This is a genomic window from Paracidovorax cattleyae (genome assembly GCF_900104515.1).
GTDB lineage: Bacteria > Pseudomonadota > Gammaproteobacteria > Burkholderiales > Burkholderiaceae_C > Paracidovorax > Paracidovorax cattleyae.
The window spans coordinates 50380-70661 of sequence record NZ_FNJL01000026.1 but is presented as its reverse complement, the minus strand read 5'-3'; the positions used below and the strand labels follow the sequence as shown (position 1 = coordinate 70661).

At 71.2% G+C, this 20282-nt stretch carries 16 protein-coding genes; 4 read left to right on the top strand and 12 right to left on the bottom strand.

The genetic code is table 11. The annotated features are described in order from the left end of the window. The first annotated feature begins 6 nt into the window (after nt 1–6). Entirely contained in the window at nt 7–1410 is a 1404-nt protein-coding gene (locus BLR05_RS19110; protein ID WP_244160136.1) for an AsmA family protein, read from the top strand. Nucleotides 1411–1466: 56 nt separating this feature from the next. Here the strand turns inward: BLR05_RS19110 and BLR05_RS19105 are convergent, their stop codons facing one another. Then, nucleotides 1467–3329, bottom strand: coding sequence for a methyl-accepting chemotaxis protein (locus BLR05_RS19105; RefSeq protein ID WP_092837420.1), 1863 nt, complete (start codon nt 3327–3329; stop codon nt 1467–1469). A 202-nt stretch (nt 3330–3531) separates the two neighbouring features. Further along, the gene (locus tag BLR05_RS19100) at nt 3532–5442 is read right to left on the bottom strand and encodes a B12-binding domain-containing radical SAM protein (protein WP_192883832.1); all 1911 of its coding nucleotides are present in this window, start codon (nt 5440–5442) and stop codon (nt 3532–3534) included. Between the two features lie 147 nt (nt 5443–5589). On the opposite strand from BLR05_RS19100, the gene BLR05_RS19095 reads away from it, so the two are divergent. Next, nucleotides 5590–6591: a Bug family tripartite tricarboxylate transporter substrate binding protein gene (locus BLR05_RS19095; RefSeq protein WP_092837416.1), complete on the top strand. Its 1002-nt coding sequence runs from the start codon at nt 5590–5592 to the stop codon at nt 6589–6591. On the opposite strand, the gene BLR05_RS19090 is transcribed toward BLR05_RS19095, so the two are convergent. The 5 genes from BLR05_RS19090 to BLR05_RS19065 all read right to left on the bottom strand — a co-directional run bounded on the left by BLR05_RS19090 (nt 6578) and on the right by BLR05_RS19065 (nt 10055). Further along, complete coding sequence (locus BLR05_RS19090) at nt 6578–7612, bottom strand: GGDEF domain-containing protein (RefSeq protein ID WP_092837413.1); 1035 nt, start codon at nt 7610–7612, stop codon at nt 6578–6580. The genes BLR05_RS19095 and BLR05_RS19090 overlap by 14 nt on opposite strands. 44 nt (nt 7613–7656) lie before the next feature. Further along, nucleotides 7657–8217: a gamma carbonic anhydrase family protein gene (locus BLR05_RS19085; protein ID WP_092837411.1), complete on the bottom strand. Its 561-nt coding sequence runs from the start codon at nt 8215–8217 to the stop codon at nt 7657–7659. 83 nt (nt 8218–8300) lie between these two features. Beyond that, on the bottom strand, nt 8301–8696 hold the full coding sequence (locus tag BLR05_RS19080) for an ACT domain-containing protein (protein WP_092837408.1): 396 nt from the start codon (nt 8694–8696) through the stop codon (nt 8301–8303). Beyond that, a complete protein-coding gene (locus tag BLR05_RS19075; RefSeq protein ID WP_225979330.1) occupies nt 8693–9037 on the bottom strand; it encodes a LysE/ArgO family amino acid transporter in 345 nt (114 codons plus the stop codon). The genes BLR05_RS19080 and BLR05_RS19075 overlap by 4 nt, the downstream gene beginning before the upstream one ends. Before the next feature lie 397 nt (nt 9038–9434). Continuing rightward, a complete protein-coding gene (locus tag BLR05_RS19065) occupies nt 9435–10055 on the bottom strand; it encodes a TetR/AcrR family transcriptional regulator (RefSeq protein WP_092837405.1) in 621 nt (206 codons plus the stop codon). Nucleotides 10056–10171: 116 nt separating this feature from the next. Here BLR05_RS19065 and BLR05_RS19060 point away from each other — a divergent pair, with 116 nt between their 5' ends. Next, entirely contained in the window at nt 10172–11224 is a 1053-nt protein-coding gene (locus BLR05_RS19060) for an MBL fold metallo-hydrolase (protein ID WP_092837402.1), read from the top strand. A gap of 415 nt (nt 11225–11639) precedes the next feature. On the opposite strand, the gene BLR05_RS19055 is transcribed toward BLR05_RS19060, so the two are convergent. From BLR05_RS19055 to BLR05_RS19040, 4 genes are all read right to left on the bottom strand, one after another. After that, nucleotides 11640–12959: an ABC transporter ATP-binding protein gene (locus tag BLR05_RS19055; RefSeq protein ID WP_092837399.1), complete on the bottom strand. Its 1320-nt coding sequence runs from the start codon at nt 12957–12959 to the stop codon at nt 11640–11642. A gap of 139 nt (nt 12960–13098) precedes the next feature. After that, nucleotides 13099–14835: an ABC transporter permease gene (locus BLR05_RS19050; RefSeq protein ID WP_092837396.1), complete on the bottom strand. Its 1737-nt coding sequence runs from the start codon at nt 14833–14835 to the stop codon at nt 13099–13101. Nucleotides 14836–14961: 126 nt separating this feature from the next. Beyond that, nucleotides 14962–16293, bottom strand: a complete 1332-nt coding sequence (gene ubiM, locus BLR05_RS19045) for a 5-demethoxyubiquinol-8 5-hydroxylase UbiM (RefSeq protein ID WP_225979045.1) — start codon at nt 16291–16293, stop codon at nt 14962–14964. Nucleotides 16294–16425: 132 nt separating this feature from the next. Next, on the bottom strand, nt 16426–17307 hold the full coding sequence (locus BLR05_RS19040; RefSeq protein ID WP_092837475.1) for a LysR substrate-binding domain-containing protein: 882 nt from the start codon (nt 17305–17307) through the stop codon (nt 16426–16428). Between the two features lie 81 nt (nt 17308–17388). Here BLR05_RS19040 and BLR05_RS19035 point away from each other — a divergent pair, with 81 nt between their 5' ends. Further along, nucleotides 17389–18561, top strand: coding sequence for an MFS transporter (locus BLR05_RS19035; RefSeq protein ID WP_092837393.1), 1173 nt, complete (start codon nt 17389–17391; stop codon nt 18559–18561). Between the two features lie 49 nt (nt 18562–18610). Here the strand turns inward: BLR05_RS19035 and BLR05_RS19030 are convergent, their stop codons facing one another. Then, complete coding sequence (locus tag BLR05_RS19030) at nt 18611–20098, bottom strand: aldehyde dehydrogenase (NADP(+)) (protein WP_092837390.1); 1488 nt, start codon at nt 20096–20098, stop codon at nt 18611–18613. Between the last annotated feature and the right edge of the window lie 184 nt (nt 20099–20282).

The following is a 20282-nucleotide window of genomic DNA, read 5'->3' as shown; positions in this document are numbered from 1 at the left end:
CCTGCAGTGTCCACGCCCCATCCACCTTCGTCCGTTCCCGGCACGGTCGTGCCCCCGGGTGCACCGCCGGCCGCGCGGGCGCCCGTGCGGCATGGGCATGCGCTGCGCTGGGTGCTGGGGGGCGCCGCCGTGCTCTGCGCGGCCGGGCTGGCCGCGGCGGGGGCGTTGTGGTGGTGGCTGCCGGACGACGAGGCGCTCGCCCGGCGGTTGGGCGATGGCGCGGGCGACTGGCTCGGCGTGCCGGTCACCGTGGACCGCCTGCAGTGGCAACTGCTGCCCATGCCGCGCGTGGTGCTGCACGGCGTGCATACCGAGCAGGAGGCGCCCATCTCGGCGGACCGCATCGTGGCCGAGGCCCGCTGGTCCGATCTGCTGCACCGGCGCCTGGCCCTGTCGCTGCTGCGGCTCGAGGGCGCCGCCATCCCGCAGCTGTCGCTGTCGCAGTTCAAAGTGCGCAAAGCCGAGGAGGATGGTCCGGCCGGCTTCGGCCCCTTCACGCTGGCGGACGTACCGGTGGCGCATGCCGAGTGGCAGGGTGTGCGCTGGATCGGCCGGCAGGGGCGCGACCTGGCCTATGGCGGGAGCGTGGACTTCGACCCTGGCTGGCGCCCCCGCACCGGCCTGCTGGAGCGCGAGGGCGCCTCGCCGCCCGCGCGCCTGGCCATCGCGCGCGAGGGCGGGCAGGACGCATGGCGCGCCGACGTCACGGCGGGAGGCCGCACCGAGGCGGGCCGGCTGCGCCTGCAGCAGATCGGCAGCCGGTACCGCATCACCGGCGAGGTGGACTTTTCCGGTGTGGACGTGGTGGGGCTGATGGGTGCGTTCGAGCGCCGCTCCATCGTGGCCGGCCGGGCGTCCGGCCATACCGACCTCATCGCAGAGGGGGCGGACCCCGCCGAGGCGGCGCAGGCGCTGCAGACGCGCACGCGCTTCACGGTGGACCGGGCGAAGCTGCTCACCTTCGACCTGGAGGCCGCCGTGCGCAGCGCCGGCCGCGAGCATGGCGGCACGACCCAGCTCGACAGCCTGGCGGGCATCGTGCGCACCGAAGCGGATGCCGGCGGCACCATCGTGCGCTACAGCGACCTGAAAGCCACCTCCGGCGCGCTCACGGCCACGGGCGACGCGGTCGTGCAGAACCGCCGCGTGGGCGGCCACGCGGCGGTGGACCTCGTGGACGGCATCGTGGGCGTGCCGCTCGAATTCGGCGGTACGGTGAGCGATCCCACGCTGTCCCTGCCGCCGGCCGCGCTGGCCGGCGCCGCGGTGGGCACGGCGGTCGCCCCGGGCGTGGGCACGGCCCTGGGCGCGCGCATCGGCGAAACCGTGCGGCGCATCTTCGGCGGCGGAGAAAAGCAGGAGCCGCCCGCGCCGCGCCGCCTGCCCCCGGTGCGGCGGGATTCCGACTGAAAAAAGAACGGGGCGCCCGAAGGAGCCCCGTCATCGCTGGCCGGCTCCCGGAGAGCTCAGAACGCGGTCCAGTCGTCGTCGGCGTTGCTGTGCGCGGCCGGCTTCGCTGCGGGCTTGGGAGCGGCCGCCGGCAGGGCCGGGGCCTTGGACGCGGCGGCGGGGGCCACGGGGGCCTTGGCGGGGCGCGGCGCGGGGGCCGGAGCGGTCGCTCCGCCCAGCCGTGCCGCCGGCGCCTTGCCGGCCGCGAGAGCGGACGCGGGGGACGGACGCGCGGCCGGGCGTGCCGGAATGGCGTGGGACGTGGCGGCTGCCGCATGCGCCGGTGCCGGTGCCGGTGCGGGTGCGGGTGCGGGCGCTGCGCGCTCAGCCATGCCCGAGAGCCGGAACACACCGACCGCTTCCGTGAGGCGCACGGCCTGCTGCTGCAGGCTGCTGGCGGCGGCGGCGGACTCCTCCACCAGCGCGGCGTTCTGCTGCGTGGCCTGGTCGAGCTGCGAAACGGCGGCGTTCACCTGGCCGATGCCCTCGCTCTGCTCGCGCGTGGCGGCGTCGATCTCGGCGATCAGGTCGCTCACGCGCTGCACCTGCTGCACGATGTCGGACATGGTGGCGCCGGCTTCGTCCACCAGCCGCGTTCCCGTGCCGACCTTCTCCACGCTCTGGCCGATGAGGGTCTTGATTTCCTTGGCCGCCTCGGCGCTGCGCCCCGCGAGCGCGCGCACTTCGCCGGCCACGACCGCGAAGCCGCGGCCCTGTTCTCCGGCACGGGCGGCTTCCACGGCCGCGTTCAGCGCCAGGATGTTGGTCTGAAAGGCGATGCCGTCGATCACGCCGATGATGTCGGCGATCTTGTTGGAGCTGCCCGAGATGTCCTGCATGGTCGCGACCACCTGGCCCATGACATCGCCGCCGCGGCTCGCGGCCTGGCTGGCGGTGGAGGCGAGCTGGCTGGCCGTGCGGGCCGTGTCCGCGTTCTGGCGGATGGTCGCGCTCATTTCCTCCATGGAGGCCGCGGTCTGCTGCAGGCTGGAGGCCTGCGACTCCGTGCGCTGGGAGAGGTCGGCGTTGCCGCTGGCGATCTGCGAGGAGCCGGTGGCGATGGAATCGCTCGCCTGGCGGATCTGGTGCACCACGCGCGTGAGGTTGCCGTTCATGGTCTGCAGGGAGTGCAGCAGCAGGGCGGCCTCGTCGCGGCCGGTGTCTTCCATCGTCCGGGTCAGGTCGCCCTCGGCCACGGCCTGGGCCACGCCCACCGCCTGGGACATGGGCCCCGTGATGGAGCGCGTGATCAGGATGGCGCCCGCCACGCCCGCCAGCACCGCGATCAGGGCCACCACGCCGAGGATGGTGGCGGACTGCACGAAGGTGGCATGGGCCTGCGCGCTGGCCTGCTGCATTTCGCCTTCGTACTGTTTCACGAGCTTGGCCAATTGCCCGAGCAGCTCGCCCTGGATCTTGTAGCGCGGGCCGAACAGCAGCTTCTGGCCTTCGAGGTTCTGGTTGGAGAGCCCCAGTTTGGTCACATCGGCCGTGAACGCGAGGTATTCCTTGCTGTTGGCTTCGGTGGCGTCGATCAGGCTGCGGGTCTCGGGCGATGTCTCGAGCTGCCGCAGCCGGGCGATCGTGTCGGCGAACTCGGTGGTGTTCTTGTCGATGACGGCCTTGTTGCTGGCCATCTGCGCCGCATCCTCGAGGATGATGATGTTGCGGGCGGCGCGGGCGATGTCCAGCACCAGGTAGCTCATGCGCTGGCTGGCATTCGCCTTGGCGTAGTACTCGGAGGTGATCTGCTGCGACGTATGGTCGAGCGTGGACATGCGGGCGATGCCCATTCCGGTGATGATGGCCAGCAGCAGCAGCAGCAGGCCGAAACCCAGCGCCAGCCGGGATCCGAGGGTGAGACGGCGGAGGAATTGCATGTGAACTTTCTGAGCGGTGCAGACGACTCGGCCGGTCGGAAACCGGCGCAGACACGCATTTTTGCGCGGAGCCATGACAGTCCCACAGTATGTGACAGAACGCAACAGACTGCTGGTCGCCCGCGCATTGGGCCCGCCGCTTGCGCAGGCAATGGCGCGCATCCGTTGCGCGCGCGCGAATGCAGGCCCCTGGCCAGGGGGATCAGGCGCGGCCTTCCAGCGCCCGCTCGATCCTGCGCCGGTTCACGGTGGTTTTCGGTACATGGAAAGGAAACCAGGCCCGAACGTCCTCTTCCAGGCCGATGCCATGCATGTAGTTGTAGATGGCCTTTTTGAGGCCTGCGCCCAGGACATCGTGGTCCACGCCCGTCGGGTCGATGAACGCCACGTCGTTCTTCGCGAAGCCGCCGGGCGGCAGTGGCGCCAGGGTGACCCCGTATTCCACCGGGTTCTGCCCCACGGGCGAGTGCACGGTGCAGGCGAAACGGTGGAAGAAGCCGCTCTGGATGCAGCCGTTGGCGAACAGCTGGCGCACGTATTCCAGCGCATCCACCGTGTCCTGCACGGTCTGGGTGGGAAAGCCGTACATCAGGTAGGCATGCACCAGGATGCCGGCATCGCTGAAGGCGCGTGTCACGCGGGCCACCTGGTCCACCGAAACACCCTTCTTCATCAGCGCCAGCAGCCGGTCCGAAGCCACTTCCAGCCCGCCGGAGATGGCGATGCAGCCCGAGTCGGCGAGCAGCTCGGCCAGCTCGGGCGTGAAGGTTTTCTCGAAGCGCACGTTGCCCCACCAGCTGATGCCTGCCTTGCGCTCGATCAGTTCCGTGGCCAGCGCCTTGAGGGCTTTGGGCGGGGCGGCTTCATCGACGAAGTGGAAGCCTGTCTGGCCCGTCTCGGCGACGATGGCCTCGATGCGGTCCGCCAGCACCTGGGCGCTCGCGCCCTCGTAGCGGCCGATGTAGTCCAGGCCCACGTCGCAGAAGCTGCACTTCTTCCAGTAGCAGCCGTGCGCCACCGTGAGCTTGTTCCAGCGCCCGTCGCTCCAGAGGCGGTGCATGGGGTTGAGCATGTCCAGCAGCGACAGGTAGCGGTCCAGCGGCAGGCCGTCCCAGGTGGGCGTGCCGACCTCGGCGAAGGCGATGTCGGCTTCCATCATGTTCACGTACTGCACCGCGCCATCCTCCGCGCGCACGAAGGTGCGCACGAGGCGCTGCCTGCCGCGGCGTCCTTCCAGGTGCTCCAGCAGCGCCAGCAGCGGGCGCTCCCCGGCATCGAGCGTGACGTAGTCGAAGAAGTCGAACACGCGCGGGTCGGCCAGTTCGCGCAGCTCGGTGTTCACGAAGCCCCCGCCCAGCACCGTGGCGATGTGCGGATGGCGCGCCTTGATGGCCTGCGCGATGCGGAATGCCGCATAGACGGAGCCGGGAAACGGCACGGACAGCAGCACCACGGTGGGCTGGTGGCGCTTCACCGCCTCGTGCGTGAGCTGCGAGAGCAGGTCGTCCACGAGGGTGGGCGGGGCGGCGAGGGCCTGGGCCAGGGGGTCGAAGGTGGGCTGGCTGCCGGCCAGCGATTCGGCGTAGCGCACGAACTCGAAGCGTTCGTCCACGGCATCCCGCAGCACGTCGGCCAGGTCGTTCAGGTAGAGCGTGGCCAGGTGCTTGGCCTTGTCCTGCAGGCCCAGGGCGCCGAAGGCCCAGCCCAGCGGGTCGCCGCCCTCGTCATCGACATAGACGTCGAGCGAGGCGAAGCGCGGCCCTTCGGGAAGGTAGTGGCGACCGGCGATGCGGTGCGCCAGCGTACTGTCGCGTCCCTGCAGGAAGGCGATGGCCGGGCCGATGGTGGCCAGATACCGGTCCTCCCGGGCCGCGAACGATTGCACGGCGGGGCTGCGCCGCTTCTCGGGTATCGCCCGCACACGCGCGGCCACCGCTTCCAGCCCCTCGGGCGAGAGCAGGCGCAGCACGAGGGCCAGCGCCAGGTCTTCCTGGAAGGCCGCGACGCCGCGCGAACGCAGGAAGCCCGTGAGGTAGGCGGTGGAGGGGTAGGGCGTGTTGAGCTGCGTCATCGGCGGGATGACGGCCAGCACGCGGCAGGCGGAATCGGGCATGGAGGGCGTGGGGCGGGAGGGCCCCGATTATCCCGGCGGGCCGCGCGGCGTGCCGGCCAGGGGGCACTGCGGCCCATCTATCCATATGCCTGGCGGATCTTTGTCTTTGCCTACCATCCGGGCCCCTGTCCTTTTTTTCGAGAGAGTATGTTGTTCAAGAAGATGCAGCGCCGGGCCTGGGCCTGGAGGGCCACCGCCGTGGCGGCCGGCGCATGGATGGGCGCTGCCGGCGCACTCGCCCAGCCCGCGGCCTATCCGTCCAGGCCCGTCACGCTGGTGGTGCCGTTCCCTCCGGGCGGCAGCAGCGACACCATCGGCCGCGCCATCGCGCCCAGGCTGGGCGAGAAGCTCGGCCAGCCCGTGGTGATCGACAACCGCCCTGGCGGCGGCACGGCGGTGGCGGCCGGCTATGTGGCGCGCTCCGCGCCGGACGGCTACACCCTGCTGATCGGTTCGGGCTCCATGCTCACGCTCAACCCGGCGGTGCGCCGCGACCTGCCGTACGACTCCGTGAAAAGCTTCGAGCAGATCGGCCTGGTGAGCCGGGCCGGCATGGTGCTGCTGGCCGGCAAGGACGCGCCGTTCAGCACGGTGGCCCAGGTGCAGGCGGCGGCGAAGAAGGCACCGGGCCAGCTGCCCTATGCCTCCTTCGGGGCGGGCACGGCATCGCAGTTTGCGGCCGAGATGGCCTGGCTCGCCATGGGGGTGCAGCTGTTGCATGTGCCGTGCAAGGGCAGCGCGCCGATGCTCACCGACCTGATCGGCGGCCAGCTGCCCCTGGCCATGGACACGGTGGTCACCGCCGCGCCGCAGATCCGGGCGGGCAAGGTCCGGGCCATTGCCGTGGCCTCTCCCAGGCGCCTGGCCACGCTGCCGCAGGTGCCCACGTTCGCGGAGGCCGGCTTTCCCGACGTGGTGCTGGAATCCTGGGGCTCGCTGATCGCGCCGCGCGGCCTGCCCCCGGCCGTGCATGCGAAGCTGGAAAAGGCACTGGCCGAGACCATGGCCGACCCCGGCGTGCGCAAGGCCCTGGCCGACCAGGGCGTGGAGGCCGTCGTGGGCTCCGCGGCCCAGGCCAACGCGCTGCTGGAGCGTGAACTGCCGCTGATGCGGGCCGTGGCGGCCCGCGCGCGCATCAGCGCGGACTGACGCCGGCAGGGGCGGGTACCCGCCGCGCCTGCTTGATCTCGTACATCCGCCGGTCGGCCAGGCACAGCGCGTCCCCGGCCGCGATCGGCTCCTGCGGCGGCACGGCGACGGCGCCCACGCTGGCGCCAGCGTAGTCGAGCGATGCGCCCGGCAGGTCGAAACGGCCCTGCGTGGCCTGGGCGATGCGCTCGCGGAAGGTGTCACGTGCAGAGCGCGACGCCTCTCCGGCGTGCATCCCGAGGGTCGCCACGACGAACTCGTCCCCGCCGATGCGGGCGATGACGTCCTCCTCGCGCAGCACCGTCCGCAGCCGCTGGGCGATGGCCTGCAGGAACTGGTCGCCTATCTCGTGGCCGTGCCGGTCGTTGACCGTCTTGAATTCGTCCAGGTCGACGAAGGCGATCAGTACCTCTGCCTGCCGCCGCCGCCCCTGCGCAAGCAGGCGCGTGAGCGCCTCCATGAGCGCCCGGCGGTTCGGCAGCCCGGTGAGCTCGTCGGTGGCGGCATGCCGGGTCAGCCGCTCGTTGGCGGCGGTCAGCTCCCGGATCAACTGCTCGCGTTCGATCTGCTGGCCGATCAGGTGGGCGAAGAGCGTGAGGATGTGCCCCGTTTCGGGCGTGCCGGGGCGCTCGCGCTTGCTGGCAGCGCACAGCGTACCGCACAGCCGGCCGTCGGCCCTGCGCACGGGCATGCTGGCATAGGCGCGCAGCCCCAGGTCGCGCACGACCGCCATGTCGCCCCAGCGGTCGGAAATGTCGTCCACGTAGACCCGGCCCTCGTCCATCGCCCGCTTGCACGGCGTCTGGCCCCAGTCGGTGGTGAAGCCTTCCGGAATGCGCAGTTCGCCGGCATTGTGGGCGTACAGGACCTTGAGGGTGCCACCTGCCTCGTCGATGGAGGTCAGGTAGGTGGATTCAATGCCCGTCACCGCCTCCAGCATCTCCAGCAGCGAGCGCGTGAGGTCTTCCACGCCCTTTGCTGCGGCGACCGTCCCGGACAATTGCTCAAGCAGGGGGTTCATTGCAAGGGGCAGGTTAGACGATACGCCATCGGCTGTCGAGGGACTCAGCGCGGCTGTGGGGGCATGGGCGGTTGCGCCGGGGCCAGATAGTTGTTCTTCACCCGGACGTAATGCTCTGCCGAATAGCGCAGGTAGGCGATCTCCTGCGGCGTCAACGCACGCTGGCGCACGGCGGGCCGGCCGATGTAGAGCGAGCCGCGTTCCAGCACCTTGCCCGGCGGCACCAGGCTGCCGGCGCCGAGCATCACCTGGTCGCCGATGACTGCATCGTCCATCACGATGCTGCCCATGCCGATGAGGCATTCGTCGCCGATGCGGCAGCCGTGCAGGATGGCCGAATGTCCGATGGTCACGTGGCTGCCGATGACCAGGGGCGAACCGTCGGGCTTGCCCGGGTGGCGGTGCGAGACGTGGCCCATGCTCAGGTCCTGCACGTTGGAGCCCTCGCCCACGGTGATGCGGTGCACGTCGCCGCGCAGCACGGCGTTGCACCACACGGAGGCGTCCCGCCCCAGGTGCACATCGCCGATCACCTGGGCGGAGGCATGGATGAACACGCTGTCGTCCATCGTGGGCGCAGCGTCGAGGTAGGGGGAAAGAGGCATGGGCTGAAAGCGGCCGGGGCCGGAAAGCGAAAAGGCGTGGCCCCGGAGCGTAAGGCACGCCGGGCCGCACCGCAGCCCGGGGCTCAGGTTTCCGGCAGAAGGGTGTGGCCTGCCGCCATCAGGAGGGCCTGGCCCGCGGCCGTGTCGCGTTCCTGCAGCAGGAGGTGGTCGCCGTCGAAGGTCGAGACCACGAACACGCCGATGCCGGCTTTCGACAGCGGCTGCACCACCGACAGCACGATCCCCGTGGCGCCGAAGGCGAACGGGCCGACGAAGCGGAACGCCTTCCAGTCCCGTTCGGCCTGCACATGGGACGGCACCCGCTCCTGCCGGCAGACCACCGACAGCTCCTCGGAGGTGCGCGTGACCGAGACGAAGCCGTCGCCGTCCGCCCATTCCGGAAATGCCGATGAGGGCGCGAGGCGCGAGACCGCGTAGCGGAAGGGAAGCGGGGCGAGTGTGATGCAGGGAAGGGTCATGGCGCAGTGGGCAGGGGCGTGAAGGCGAGGAAGGCGGCCAGCGACAGCATCACGGCCGCCACGAAGGCGTCGAGCGCGCGCCAGGCCGAGGGCCGGGCGAACCAGGGCGACAGGAGCCGGGCTCCGAAGCCCAGCGAGAGGAACCATGCGGTGGAGGCGGCGATCGTCCCGGCCGCGAACGCCACGCGCTCGGGCGGCGGCCGCTGCCCGCCCAGCGCGCCGAGCAGCACGACCGTATCCAGGACCATGTGGGGATTGAGCAGCGACACCGCCAGCACGGCGGCAAGGGCCTGCCGCGTGCCCGTGCGCCGGGCCCGTGCCGTCCCTGGGCCATCCCCCAGCCGGGCGCCGCGCTGTACCTCACGCCTTCGGCGGTATCGCTCCGGGTGCGCGCGCTGGAAACCCGGCTCGGCCAGCCGCTGCTGGTGCGTGGTCGGCCCTGCCGCGCCACGCGGGCCATGGAGCGCGAGCTGCTGGCCGACCTGGCTGGCGATGGCGGGGGCGCGGCGTTTTCTCCCGTCGTGCTGGCCGTGAATGCGGATTCGCTGGCCACCTGGCTCCTGCCGTCGCTGGCACCCGCCCTGCAGCGCGAGCGCATCGCCCTGGAACTGATGGTGGACGACCAGGAGCACGCGCATGCGCTGCTGGAGGCCGGGCTGGTGCATGCCTGCGTTTCCGTGCATCCGGAGGCCATGCGCGGCTGCGTGGCCGAACCGCTGGGGGCCCTGCGCCGCCGCCTCAGCCGCGGGCGTAGAAGCCCAGGAACATGTCCACGGTGTCGGCCAGCACCCGGGCCTGCTGGGCCTCGTCGAGCGGTGGCTGGCCCAGGAGGAGCTGCGGCCAGAGCGCATGGGCCTTGAGCTGGCCCATGAGCTGGTGCGCCGCGTACAGCGGGTCGGCGTCGGCGCGCAACTGGCCCGCCCGCTGCGCGGCATCGATCCAGACGGGCAGGCCGTCCTCCCGGGACGACAGGCGGGCCGCCATGGCCTTCGCCCGTTCGGGGTTGTGCAGCATCTCGGCAATGACGACGCGCGAGAGATCCATGAAGCTCGGATCATTGAAAAGCTGCATCTTGTGGCCGATCAGTTCCATCAGTTGCGGGCGCAGCGGGCGGCCGGGATCGTGGACCACGTCGGCATGGGCGCGGCTGCGGCTCCAGAGCTGGTCGAGGATGGCGGAGAACAGTTCGTCCTTGCTGGGGAAGTGGTTGTAGACCGTGCGCTTGGACACACCGGCGGCGGCGGCCACGCGGTCCATGCTGGTGCCGGAGAAACCGCTTTCGCGGAACTCCGCGATGGCCGCCTGCACGATGGCTTCGCGCTTGCGGTCGGTCAGTCGGGAAGTCGGTTCGGAGGCCATTCGGCGAATTTTACACCGCATGGTTTACTTTTTAAAAAAGAACACTACACTGTACAGTGCATATGTCGGTGCGCATCCCCGGCGCACTCCCCTCCCCTCCCTTCCCACCCACTGCCATGGCCCGTCCATCCGCCTACAGCCACCCCGCCCCGGCCGAATCCATCGTCCTGCGGCCTCCGGCCTCGGCCGGAGGCCGTTTCCGCAATGCCGTGCCGCCGCGCCGCATGGGCTGGCTGGCAGGGCTGGGCATCATGCTCCGCATGGCGCTCGGCAAGCCCGCCGGCACGGTGCCGGACCGCCCGGTCCCGGTGCAGGCGCTCACGCGGGAGGCGCTGCTGGCCGCCCCGGACATGTCGCTGTGGCGCCTGGGCCATTCCACGGTGCTGCTCAAGCTGCAGGGCGGCTTCTGGCTGACAGACCCGGTGTTTTCCGAGCGTGCCTCCCCCGTGCAGTTCGCCGGGCCCCGGCGCTTCCATGCGCCGCCCCTGCGGATCGAAGACCTACCGCCCATTCGGGGCGTGGTGCTGTCCCACGACCACTATGACCACCTGGACCGTGCAGCCATCCTCGCGCTGGTGCCGAAGGTGGAACAGTTCATGGCCCCGCTGGGCGTGGGCGACCGGCTGACCGGCTGGGGTGTGCCGGCCGACAAGGTGCGGCAGTTCGACTGGTGGCAGGGCACCACCTTCGCGGGCGTGCAGCTGGCCTGCACCCCCGCGCGGCATTTCTCGGGGCGGGGCCTGTCCGACGGCAACCGCACCCTGTGGGCATCCTGGGTGCTGATCGCGGGCGGCACCCGCGTTTTCTTCAGCGGCGATTCCGGTTACTTCGACGGCTTCCGCGCCATCGGGGAACGCTTCGGCCCGTTCGACCTGACGCTGATGGAGACCGGCGCCTACAACACCGACTGGCCCGATGTACACATGCAGCCCGAAGAAAGCCTGCAGGCGCACCTGGATGTGCAGGGGGGCCACTGCCTGCCCATCCACAACGGCACGTTCGACCTGTCCTTCCATGCCTGGACGGAGCCCTTCGAGCGCATCGGCGCGCTGGCCGCCGCGCGCGGCGTGCCGCTGCTGACGCCGGCCATGGGCGAGCGCGTGGACATCCGTTTCCCCGCTGCCACGCAGCCCTGGTGGCGCGATGCCCCCGCACCGGCCGCACATTGACCCACCGGAGCCGACCATGTTGAGCCGCGTCCTTCCCATCCGACGGCTTCTGTACGGCAGCCTCGCGCCGGTCGGCGGCGGGGCTGCGCCCGTGCGCCTTGCCGCTTCAGGCCACCCTGCGCCTTCCTCCGGCGCGATGCCGGATCGATCCGCCCAGGCGAGGGCCGCCCAGCCCAAGCCGCCTGGCGTGGTGGCAGTTCAGGAAATGGCAAGCACTGGCTCTTGAGCGCTACGCTGAAACCGGTGGCGCCTCCCGTCAGAGGGCCGCGGAGCAGGCCATGCCAGCAGACACGCCGGGCCACCAGCGTCGTCCCCCTGGGGGCTGAAGGCCGCGGCTCCGGGCCTGCCTGCGCAGGCCTGGACGTGCCTGAAGGGCCGCCGACTCTGGCGGCTGCACGGAGGCGCCGAAGGCGACTCAGGGGGAGGACTCTTCCCCCGTGGGCAGCCGCATCACCCCGGTGCGGAAGTCGTACTCGAACACCTCTCCATGCCGCGCCCAGGTGATGGCCGTGCGCAGCACGCTCTCGGCCTCCTGGGCATCGAGCTGCTCGCTCAGCAGGCGCAGGAAGGGCACGTCCGGCAGTTCGCCTGCGGGTTCCTGTTCCAGGCTGTGGCGGATGTGCGCCACCAGCGGCACATGGGCCAGCAGCTGCTGGCCGAAGATTTGCTGCCGCAGGCCGTGGGCTCCTTCCACGTAGCGCCGGCCCAGCGGGGTGATCTGCAGGTCGCCGCTCGCCAGCGCCGCCAGGCCCAGCTGGGACACCGCATGGGCCACCGGCAGCAGCTCGGCGTCGGTGAGGCTGGTTTCCTCCGCCAGCCGGGGCAGGTCGGCGCGGCCGTCGAAGGGGGGCTCGGCCAGCAGTTCCAGCAGGCCGTCCATGCGCGCCACGTCGGCGGCGGGCAGGCGGTCGGTGAGCGTCGCGGGCGCCGGCTCCGCCGCCGCGCCTCCGGCCGCGGACGCGTGGCGCGTGGCGCCGGCCGTCATGAGCGCATAGACCTCGTCGATCAGCGCGCGCACGTGGTGGCTGTCCGGATCGCGGGGGCGTGGCAGCTGGATCGACAGCTGGCAGCGGATGCGGCCCGGATCGCTGGCGAAGATCAGCACGCGGTCGGCCATCATCACGGCCTCCTCGATGTTGTGCGAGACCACCAGCATGGCCTTGGTGGGCATGCTGCCGCTGCGCCACAGCTGCAGGATGTCCTCGCGCAGGCGCTCGCCGGTCAGCACGTCCAGCGCGGAAAAGGCCTCGTCCATCAGCAGCACGTCGGGCTGGGTGACCAGGGCGCGGGCGATGCCCACGCGCTGGCGCATGCCGCCCGAGAGCTCGCGCGGCAGCGCCCCTTCGAAGCCTGCCAGTCCGATGAGTTCGATGGCGGCCTCGGCCCGCGCGGCGCGCTCGGCCTGCGGCACGCCGCGCGCTTCCAGCCCCAGCTCCACGTTCTGCTGCACCGTGAGCCAGGGGAAGAGCGCGAACGACTGGAACACCATGCTGATCGCGCGTGCCGGCCCGTGCAGCGGCTGGCCGCGGTAGCGCACGTCGCCCTCGTCGGCCGGCACCAGGCCCGCCATGATGCGCAGCAGGGTGCTCTTGCCCGAGCCGGACTGGCCCAGCAGGGCGACGATCTCGCCTTCGCGCAGCGTGAAATCTACGTTCTGCAGCACGGGGCGCTCGCGGCCGTCGGAAGAGCGGAAGGTCTTGCCCACGCCGTGGAGTTCGATGATGGGTTGCGTCATATTTCAATGATCCATTGCGCTACACGTCGCTCCAACCGCACGAAATTTGCGTGCGCACCAAGGTTCTGCAGGCCGCTGGCGGCGCCCCTAGAGGGGGATGGAATGTCTGCACGCAGTGAGACATTCAAACGGGGTGGGCTCATATGTGCATCCGGTCTTCGGCGAGGCGGTAGAGCCGCCGCCACAGGAAGTGGTTCAGCCCCATCACGAACACCACCATCGCGCCGATGCCCAGCGCGATGCGCGGGAAGTCGCCGGCGGCCGTCATCTGCGCGATGTAGCTGCCCAGGCCCCGGGCCTGCAGCGTGGTGTCGCCCCAGGTCACGTATTCGGCCACGATGCTGGCGTTCCACGAGCCGCCGCTGGCGGTGATGGCGCCGGTCACGAAGCTGGGGAACACGGCGGGCAGCAGGTAGCGCTTCCACTTGAGCCAGCCCGACAGGCCCAGGTTCTGCGCGGCCAGGCGCAGTTCGTTGGGGATGCTGGAGGCGCCCGCGATCACGTTGAAGAGGATGTACCACTGCGTGCCCAGGATCATCAGGGGCGACAGCCACACGTCCGGGTTCAGCTTCCAGTGCACCACCAGCATCACGGCCACGGGGAAGAACAGGTTGGCCGGGAAGGCGGCCAGGAACTGCGCCACCGCCTGCAGCCGCCCTGCCCAGCGCGGGTTCATGCCGATCCACACGCCGATGGGCACCCACACCACGGCCGCCAGTGCGATCAGCACCATCACGCGCACCAGGGTATAGCCGCCCAGGGTGAACACATGCACCACTTCGTGCCAGCCCACCTCGGTGTGGACAAACTGCACCAGCCGCGCGACGGCGAAGAGCACCCCCGCGGCCAGCACCGCGTCCCATACGCGCTCGGCGCGGGCCAAGGGCGCGGGCGGGCGGGCGCGGATCGAGGTGCCGTCATGGCTGCGCTTGAACAGCGTGAGGGTGCGGCCCAGCTGCCGCTGGCACCAGCCGGCCACGGTCTGCGTGGCGCGCGCGCGGCGCAGCCAGTCCAGCAGCCAGGAGCGGGGAGCCGCATCGGCGCTGCCTTCCTCGAAGCGGAACTTGTCGGCCCAGGCCACGAGCGGGCGGAAGAGCAGTTGGTCGTACAGCAGGATGGCCACCAGCATGCAGGCGATGGCCCAGCCGATGGCGGGCAGGTCGCGCGCCTCGATGGCCATGGCGATGTACGAGCCCACGCCGGGCAGCTTGATGTCCTGGTGCGACACGGAAATCGCCTCCGACGCCACCACGAAGAACCAGCCGCCGGACATGGACATCATCATGTTCCACAGCAGGCCGGGCATCGCGAAGGGCAGCTCCAGCCGCCAGAAGCGCTGCCAGCCCGAGAGCTGGAACACGCGCGCGGCCTCCTGCAGCTCCGCCGGCACCGTGCGCAGCGACTGGTAGAGGCTGAAGGCCATGTTCCAGGCCTGCGAGGTGAAGATGGCGAAGATGGCCGCGCATTCCACGCCCAGCAGGCTGCCCGGGAAGAGGGCGATGAAGCCCGTCACGGTGATGGACAGGAACCCCAGGATGGGAATGGACTGCAGGATGTCCAGCAGCGGCACCAGCACCCGCTCGGCCAGCCGGTACTTGGCCGCCAGTACCGCGAACACGCAGGCGAAGACCAGCGAGGCGCCCAGCGCGATGAACATGCGCAGCGTGGTGCGCAGCAGGTAGTAGGGGAGCTGCCAGGGGTCCAGCGAGAGCGGGATCACGTCGCCCATCTCGAAGGGCCGGGCCATCTGCGCCGCCCCATAGGCCAGCAGCACCACGCCCGCCAGCACCAGCGGCAGCAGGGCCCAGTCCCAGCGGTTGGGGCCGGCATCCACGACCTGGCGTGGAAAGAATTCGCGGGACGCTTGGTTTTTCATGGTGTGCGGAACCGGAAAGGGCGCATAGGGTAGCCGGTCCTCGTGACAAAAGGCCGGGCCATGCCGCCCCCGCACACAAAACGCCGCGCGAGGGCGGCATGGCGGAGTCCGCCGCAGGGGGAAAGTTCAGTGCCCCGCGGGGCCGGGCGCACGGGCGCCGGACCTGGGCGCCGTTCCCATCAGCTGTCCCACGATCGCCGCCTGCACGGGGGCGAGCCGGCGGGCGCCCTGCAGCACCACGCGCCGCAGCAGGCGCGGCAGCCGGCGGTCGTCGGTATAGAGCCGCACGATGGCATTCGTGCCCTCGTACAGCGGCCAGGCATGGCGGTGGTGCGGCCGCGCATAGTGCCGCTCCAGCAGATCGGCGTCACCGATGTCGCGGTCCGTATCACGCGCGTGCACCAGCGCGGCGGTCAGCCGCTCCACGCCCGCGAGGCCCAGGTTGTAGCCATGCGCGGTCACCGGATGCATGCCCACGGCCGCATCGCCCAGGAGTGCGCAACGGTGCCCGCTGAAGCGCCGGGCATAGACGGCGACCAGCGGATAGGCATGGCGTTCGCCGATCAGGCGCATCGCGCCGAAGCGGTCGCCGAACTGCGCCTGCACCTGGGCGGCGAAGCCGTCCGGCGGCAGCGCGAGCAGCGCGGTGGCGTCGTCGGTGCGGGTGGTGACCACCACCGAGCACAGGGGCTCGCCCGTGCCGGGGTCGGGGGGCAGCGGCAGGATGGCCAGCGTGCGGGCATAGCCGAAGCACTCGTGCGCGGTGCCGTCTCCCGCCAGTGCGTGGTGCATGCGGCAGACGATGACCGTGCGCCCGAAATCGGTGCTCGCCGCACCGATGCCCAGCTGCCGCCGCGTGGCGGAAAAGCGGCTGTCCGCTGCCACCAGCAGGCGCGCGCGCAGCCGCAGGGGCGCGGCGCCGTCCGGCCCGCCGCTGGCGGGTGCGCATTCGAGTTCCGCCGTGTCCTCCGACACGGCCACATGCGCCACCTGCCGGCCAGCCAGCATTTGCACGCCTGGCGTGGCCAGGGCCGCAGCGTGCGCCGTGCGCCGCAGGGCGTGGTTGGGAACGATCCAGCCCAGGTGGCCCGGGCCGTGCGCTGTCTGCAGGTGCAGCGGCTGCGCGCCGCCCACAGGGCCGTCGTGCACCTGGGCCGCGTGGATGCGCCCGATCTCGTGCGGCAGCAGGTGCTGCCAGGAGCCCAGTCGCCGCAGCGTGTCCGCACCCGGATGCGTGAGCGCGATCTCGCGGCCGTCGGGCGCGGGGGCGGCCAGAGCGGCTTCGGACTGCCGCTCCACCACCGTGGCGGTGAAGCCCGCCTGCGCCAGCGAGACCGCCAGCGACAGGCCTGCGGGGCCGCCGCCCACGATCAGGACATCGCAGTCGTGCACAGCCGCAGTCGCGGCCGGTTGCGGCAAGAGGGCGGAGGCGGAAGCAGGCGCGGGCATCTCGGGCATGGCGGGCGGAACGCGCAGGGCGCGAAAAAGTGGGAGCCTGCCCATTGTGGGCGCGGCGGCGGGGGCCCGCCATTGCCGTGCATCAAGCGCCATGTTCGCTGCGCGCGCCGCCTTCGCGCCGGTCGCCGGCGGCTAGATGCGCTGCGCCTCCTCCAGCCATGCCACGAAGCAGCGGGCTTCTTCGGAGGCGCCCGGTGCAATGCCATAGTAGTAGCGCTCCAGCGGCAGGGCGTACCCGGGAAGCAGCGGCACCAGCCGTTTCTGCTTGAGATCGTTGCCCCACAGCGAGCGCGGTGCCATGGCCACGCCCAGCCCGTCGACGGCGGCCTGGAAGATCAGGTGCAGGTGGTCCAGGTGCAGCCGTCCGGCGGCCTTCAGCCGGCCTGTGCCTGCCCGCCGGCACCAGTCGTCCCAGTCACCCTTCCTGGAACGGGCGCAGAGCAACACGAACGCCGCCAGGTCGCGCGGGGATTCGACAGGGCGGCTGGCGCTCTGCAGCAGGGCCGGCGAGGCCACGGCCAATGCCTCGTCCTCCAGGAACGGTGCCACCCGCAATGACACCGGCCACCCCTGGAGCCCGCGCCGCACGGCCACGTCGAATTCCTCGGAAGCGTGGGAGGGGGCGGCGATGCTGGTGATGACCTCCGGCTCGATGCCGGGGTGCCTGGCCACGAAGTCCGGCAGTCGGGGGATCAGCCAGCGCACGGCGAACGACGGCCTCACATTGATCCGCACGGCACGGCTCGCCACCCCTGTCCTGAGGGCGGTGGCCGCATGGCCGATCAGGGCCAGGCCCGCCTCGGCCTGCGAGTAGAACGCCTGGCCTTCCACCGTGAGCACCACCTGCCGCACCCGGCGTTCGAAGAGGGCGACACCCAGGTCTTCTTCCAGCCCCTTGATCTGCCGGCTCACGGCGCCGTGGGTCACGTGGAGCTCTTGCGCTGCCCGCGAAAAACTCTGGTGCCTGGCTGCGGCCACGAAGGCCCGTACCGCATTGAGGGGGGGAAGCGCCATGGCCATGTGTGAGATTTTTGCACACATGTGCCGTCAACAAACTCGTTTGTCGACGCGTTCCGCAGCGTCCACGATGCGGTCATGCAAACGACCAGTGCCGCAGCAACGGCCTCCCACACGCCCGAAGCCGCTGACCGCGACTCCAGAAACGCCGCGATAGCGCTGGCCACCACGCTGCCCTCGGACGTGGTGCTGTATCTGCTGTTTCCCGTCCACGGCGCTGCATGGGGCATCACCCTGGTGGAGGCGGGGATCCTGCTGGCAGCCAACCGCCTGGTGCGCATTGCCGGGTACGGCTGGGTCGCACGCTTCTATGCCCGATACGGCGACCGCAGGGTCTGCACCCTGGCTGTCGCGGCGGCGGCTGTCTGTGCATTGGGCAATGCCACCCTGGGTGGCTTCTGGCTGCTGTTGCCGCTGCGATTGCTCTGGGGCATGGCGTTCGCTGCGTTAAACCTTTCCACCCAGGTCCTGGCCACATCGTCGGCGGCCGGTGCATCGGCGCGATCCGGAAGATCGCGCGCCTTCATCGCCCTGGGGCCCGTGATCGCCTTGCCGGCGGCCGCCGTGCTGAGCGAGCTGGCAGGACCGCGCTGGGTTCTGGGGGCGCTGACCCTCGTGGCCCTGGGCGGCTTGTGGGCTGCCCGCATGCTGCCTGCACAGCCTCACCCCGGCATGGGCGCGGTGCGCACCCGGCCGTCGCGTCCGAATGCCCTGGACACATGGTCCTTCGTGGAGGGATTCGCGCTGGACGGCCTGTTTCTCATCGGCCTGACCGTGCTGGGCCAGGCGTTGTGGCCTTCCAGTGCGCTGACGGCCGCAGCCGTGCTGCTGGCTGTCCGGTATGGCTCCGAGATCGTTCTCGGTCCGGTCGGTGGCCGCTGGGCCGACCGGTGGGGTGCGGAACGGCTGCTCGTCGTCTTCTCGCTCATGACGGCCGTGGCCCTCGTCGGCTTCGGAACAGGGTGGCTGTGGACCTGTGCCGCGGCCATCGTCTTGCTGCGAGCCCTGCAACTGCCGCTGCTGGCACCCATCGTCGCCATGCACCATCCCGGGGCCGATCGCGTCCGTGCCCTGGCGGCCCGATCCGTCTGGCGAGACATCGGTGCAGGGCTCGGGCCGCTGGCCGCCGGGCTGTTGCTGCCGGTGCTGCCGACGCCCTGGCTCTACGGTATTCCCGCCGTGGTATTGGCGGCTGCGGCCCTGGCTTGTGGACGAAGTGCCGCCATCCGATCCGACGGCGGCCGGTCCTGATCCCGCTACCGCATCCTGGAGCCGCCAGTCGGGGCCGCCCCTCTTTCTCTCAGCAAGGAACGCCGTTGCGCGCGGCCAGCCATCCGGGCGCATCCTGCAGCGCCACGGGGCGCAGGAAGCGGTCCATCGCCGCGTAGCCCACCGACGTGGTGAAGGGCGCAGTGCTGGCGGGGTAGGGGCCGCCATGGTGCTGGGCGGCCGTGACGGCCACGCCGGTGGGCACGCCGGCGAAGAGCACGCGGCCCGCCACCTGGGTGGCGGTGCGCACCAGTGCGCGGTTGTCCTCCGTGTCGTCGCCCGCGCCCCAGAGCGTGACCGTGAGGGATCCGCCGACGGCGCGCAGAACGTCGATCGTTTCCTGGGCCGAGCCCGTGCGCACAACCAGCGCGGCGGATCCGAAGACTTCCTCGTGCAGCGCAGCGTCGGCGATGAAATTCGCCGCCTGCACCTCGGCCAGGAAGGGCCGCGGCGTAGCGCCGGGCGCGGCCGCGCCGTCCACCAGCGGCCTGACCTTGCCGTGGGCCCTCCACGCGCCCACCCCGTGGTCGAAGTGCGCGCGGATGCCGGCCGAGAGCATGGCGTGCGGCGCGAGCGCCTGGAGCTTGTCCGCCAGCGTCTGCACGAACGCATCGCCCGAGGCGTCCCGGCGTACCACGATCACACCGGGGCTGGTGCAGAACTGGCCCGCGCCGAGGCAGATCGAGCCGGCCAGGGTTTCCGCCAGCGCGGCGCCCTGGGCCTGCAGTGCCGCAGGCAGGGCGATGAGCGGATTCACCGAGCCCAGCTCGCCGTAGAAGGGGATGGGCCGGGAGCGCTCCGCCGCCACCCGGGCCAGGGCGGTGCCGCCCTTGAACGAGCCGGTGAAGGCCACGGCGGCGATGGCCGGGGCCTGCACCAGTTGCACGCCGGTCGCCACCGATCCGCCCTCCACGAACTGGAAGACGCCTTCGGGCAGGCCCTGCGCTGCCACGACCTGCTGCGCGAGGCGCGCCGTCTGGCGGGACAGCTCCGGATGGGCCGGGTGCGCCTTCACGACCACGGGGCAGCCGGCCGCCAGCGCCGAAGCGGTGTCCCCGCCCAGCACCGAGAACGCGAACGGGAAATTGCTGGCCGAGAACATGGCGACCGGCCCCACGGGCACGCGCACGCGGGTGAGGTGCGGCCGGCCGGCCGGCGGCGCGCCGGGCGCCGCGGGATCGTCCACCACCGCGTGCGCCGCGCCCCGCTCCAGCTCGGCGGCAAAGCCGCGCAGCTGGAAGGCGGTGCGGTCCAGTTCCCCGTTCAGGCGGACCGGACCCAGGGCGGTTTCGCGGTCGGCGATGGGTACCAGGGTCTCGCGCTGCGATTCCAGCGCGTCGGCCAGGGCGCGAAGCAGGCCCGCGCGGTCTGCGGCGCTACGGGCGGCGAAGGCGTCTGCCGCCTGTGCGGCGGTAGCCACGGCGGCGTCGATGGCCGCTGGGGTGGAGGCGTTCCAGGCCTCGCCCTGGGGCTGGCCGGTGCGCGCGTCGATGGATTGCAGGGTGTCGGACGTGGTCATGAATGTCTCCTGAGAAATGGGGCCGGGCTGTCTCAAGGCGTGGAAAGCCGGATCATCGGTCCGGCCCGCCGGGCCGATGCTTTCCGCCGACGGCCCCCGGCGTCCTGCCTGCCCGATCGTAGCGAGCACCCGCGACACCACCATACCGGGGCGGCCGGTACAGTCGCAGGCATTACCACTATCT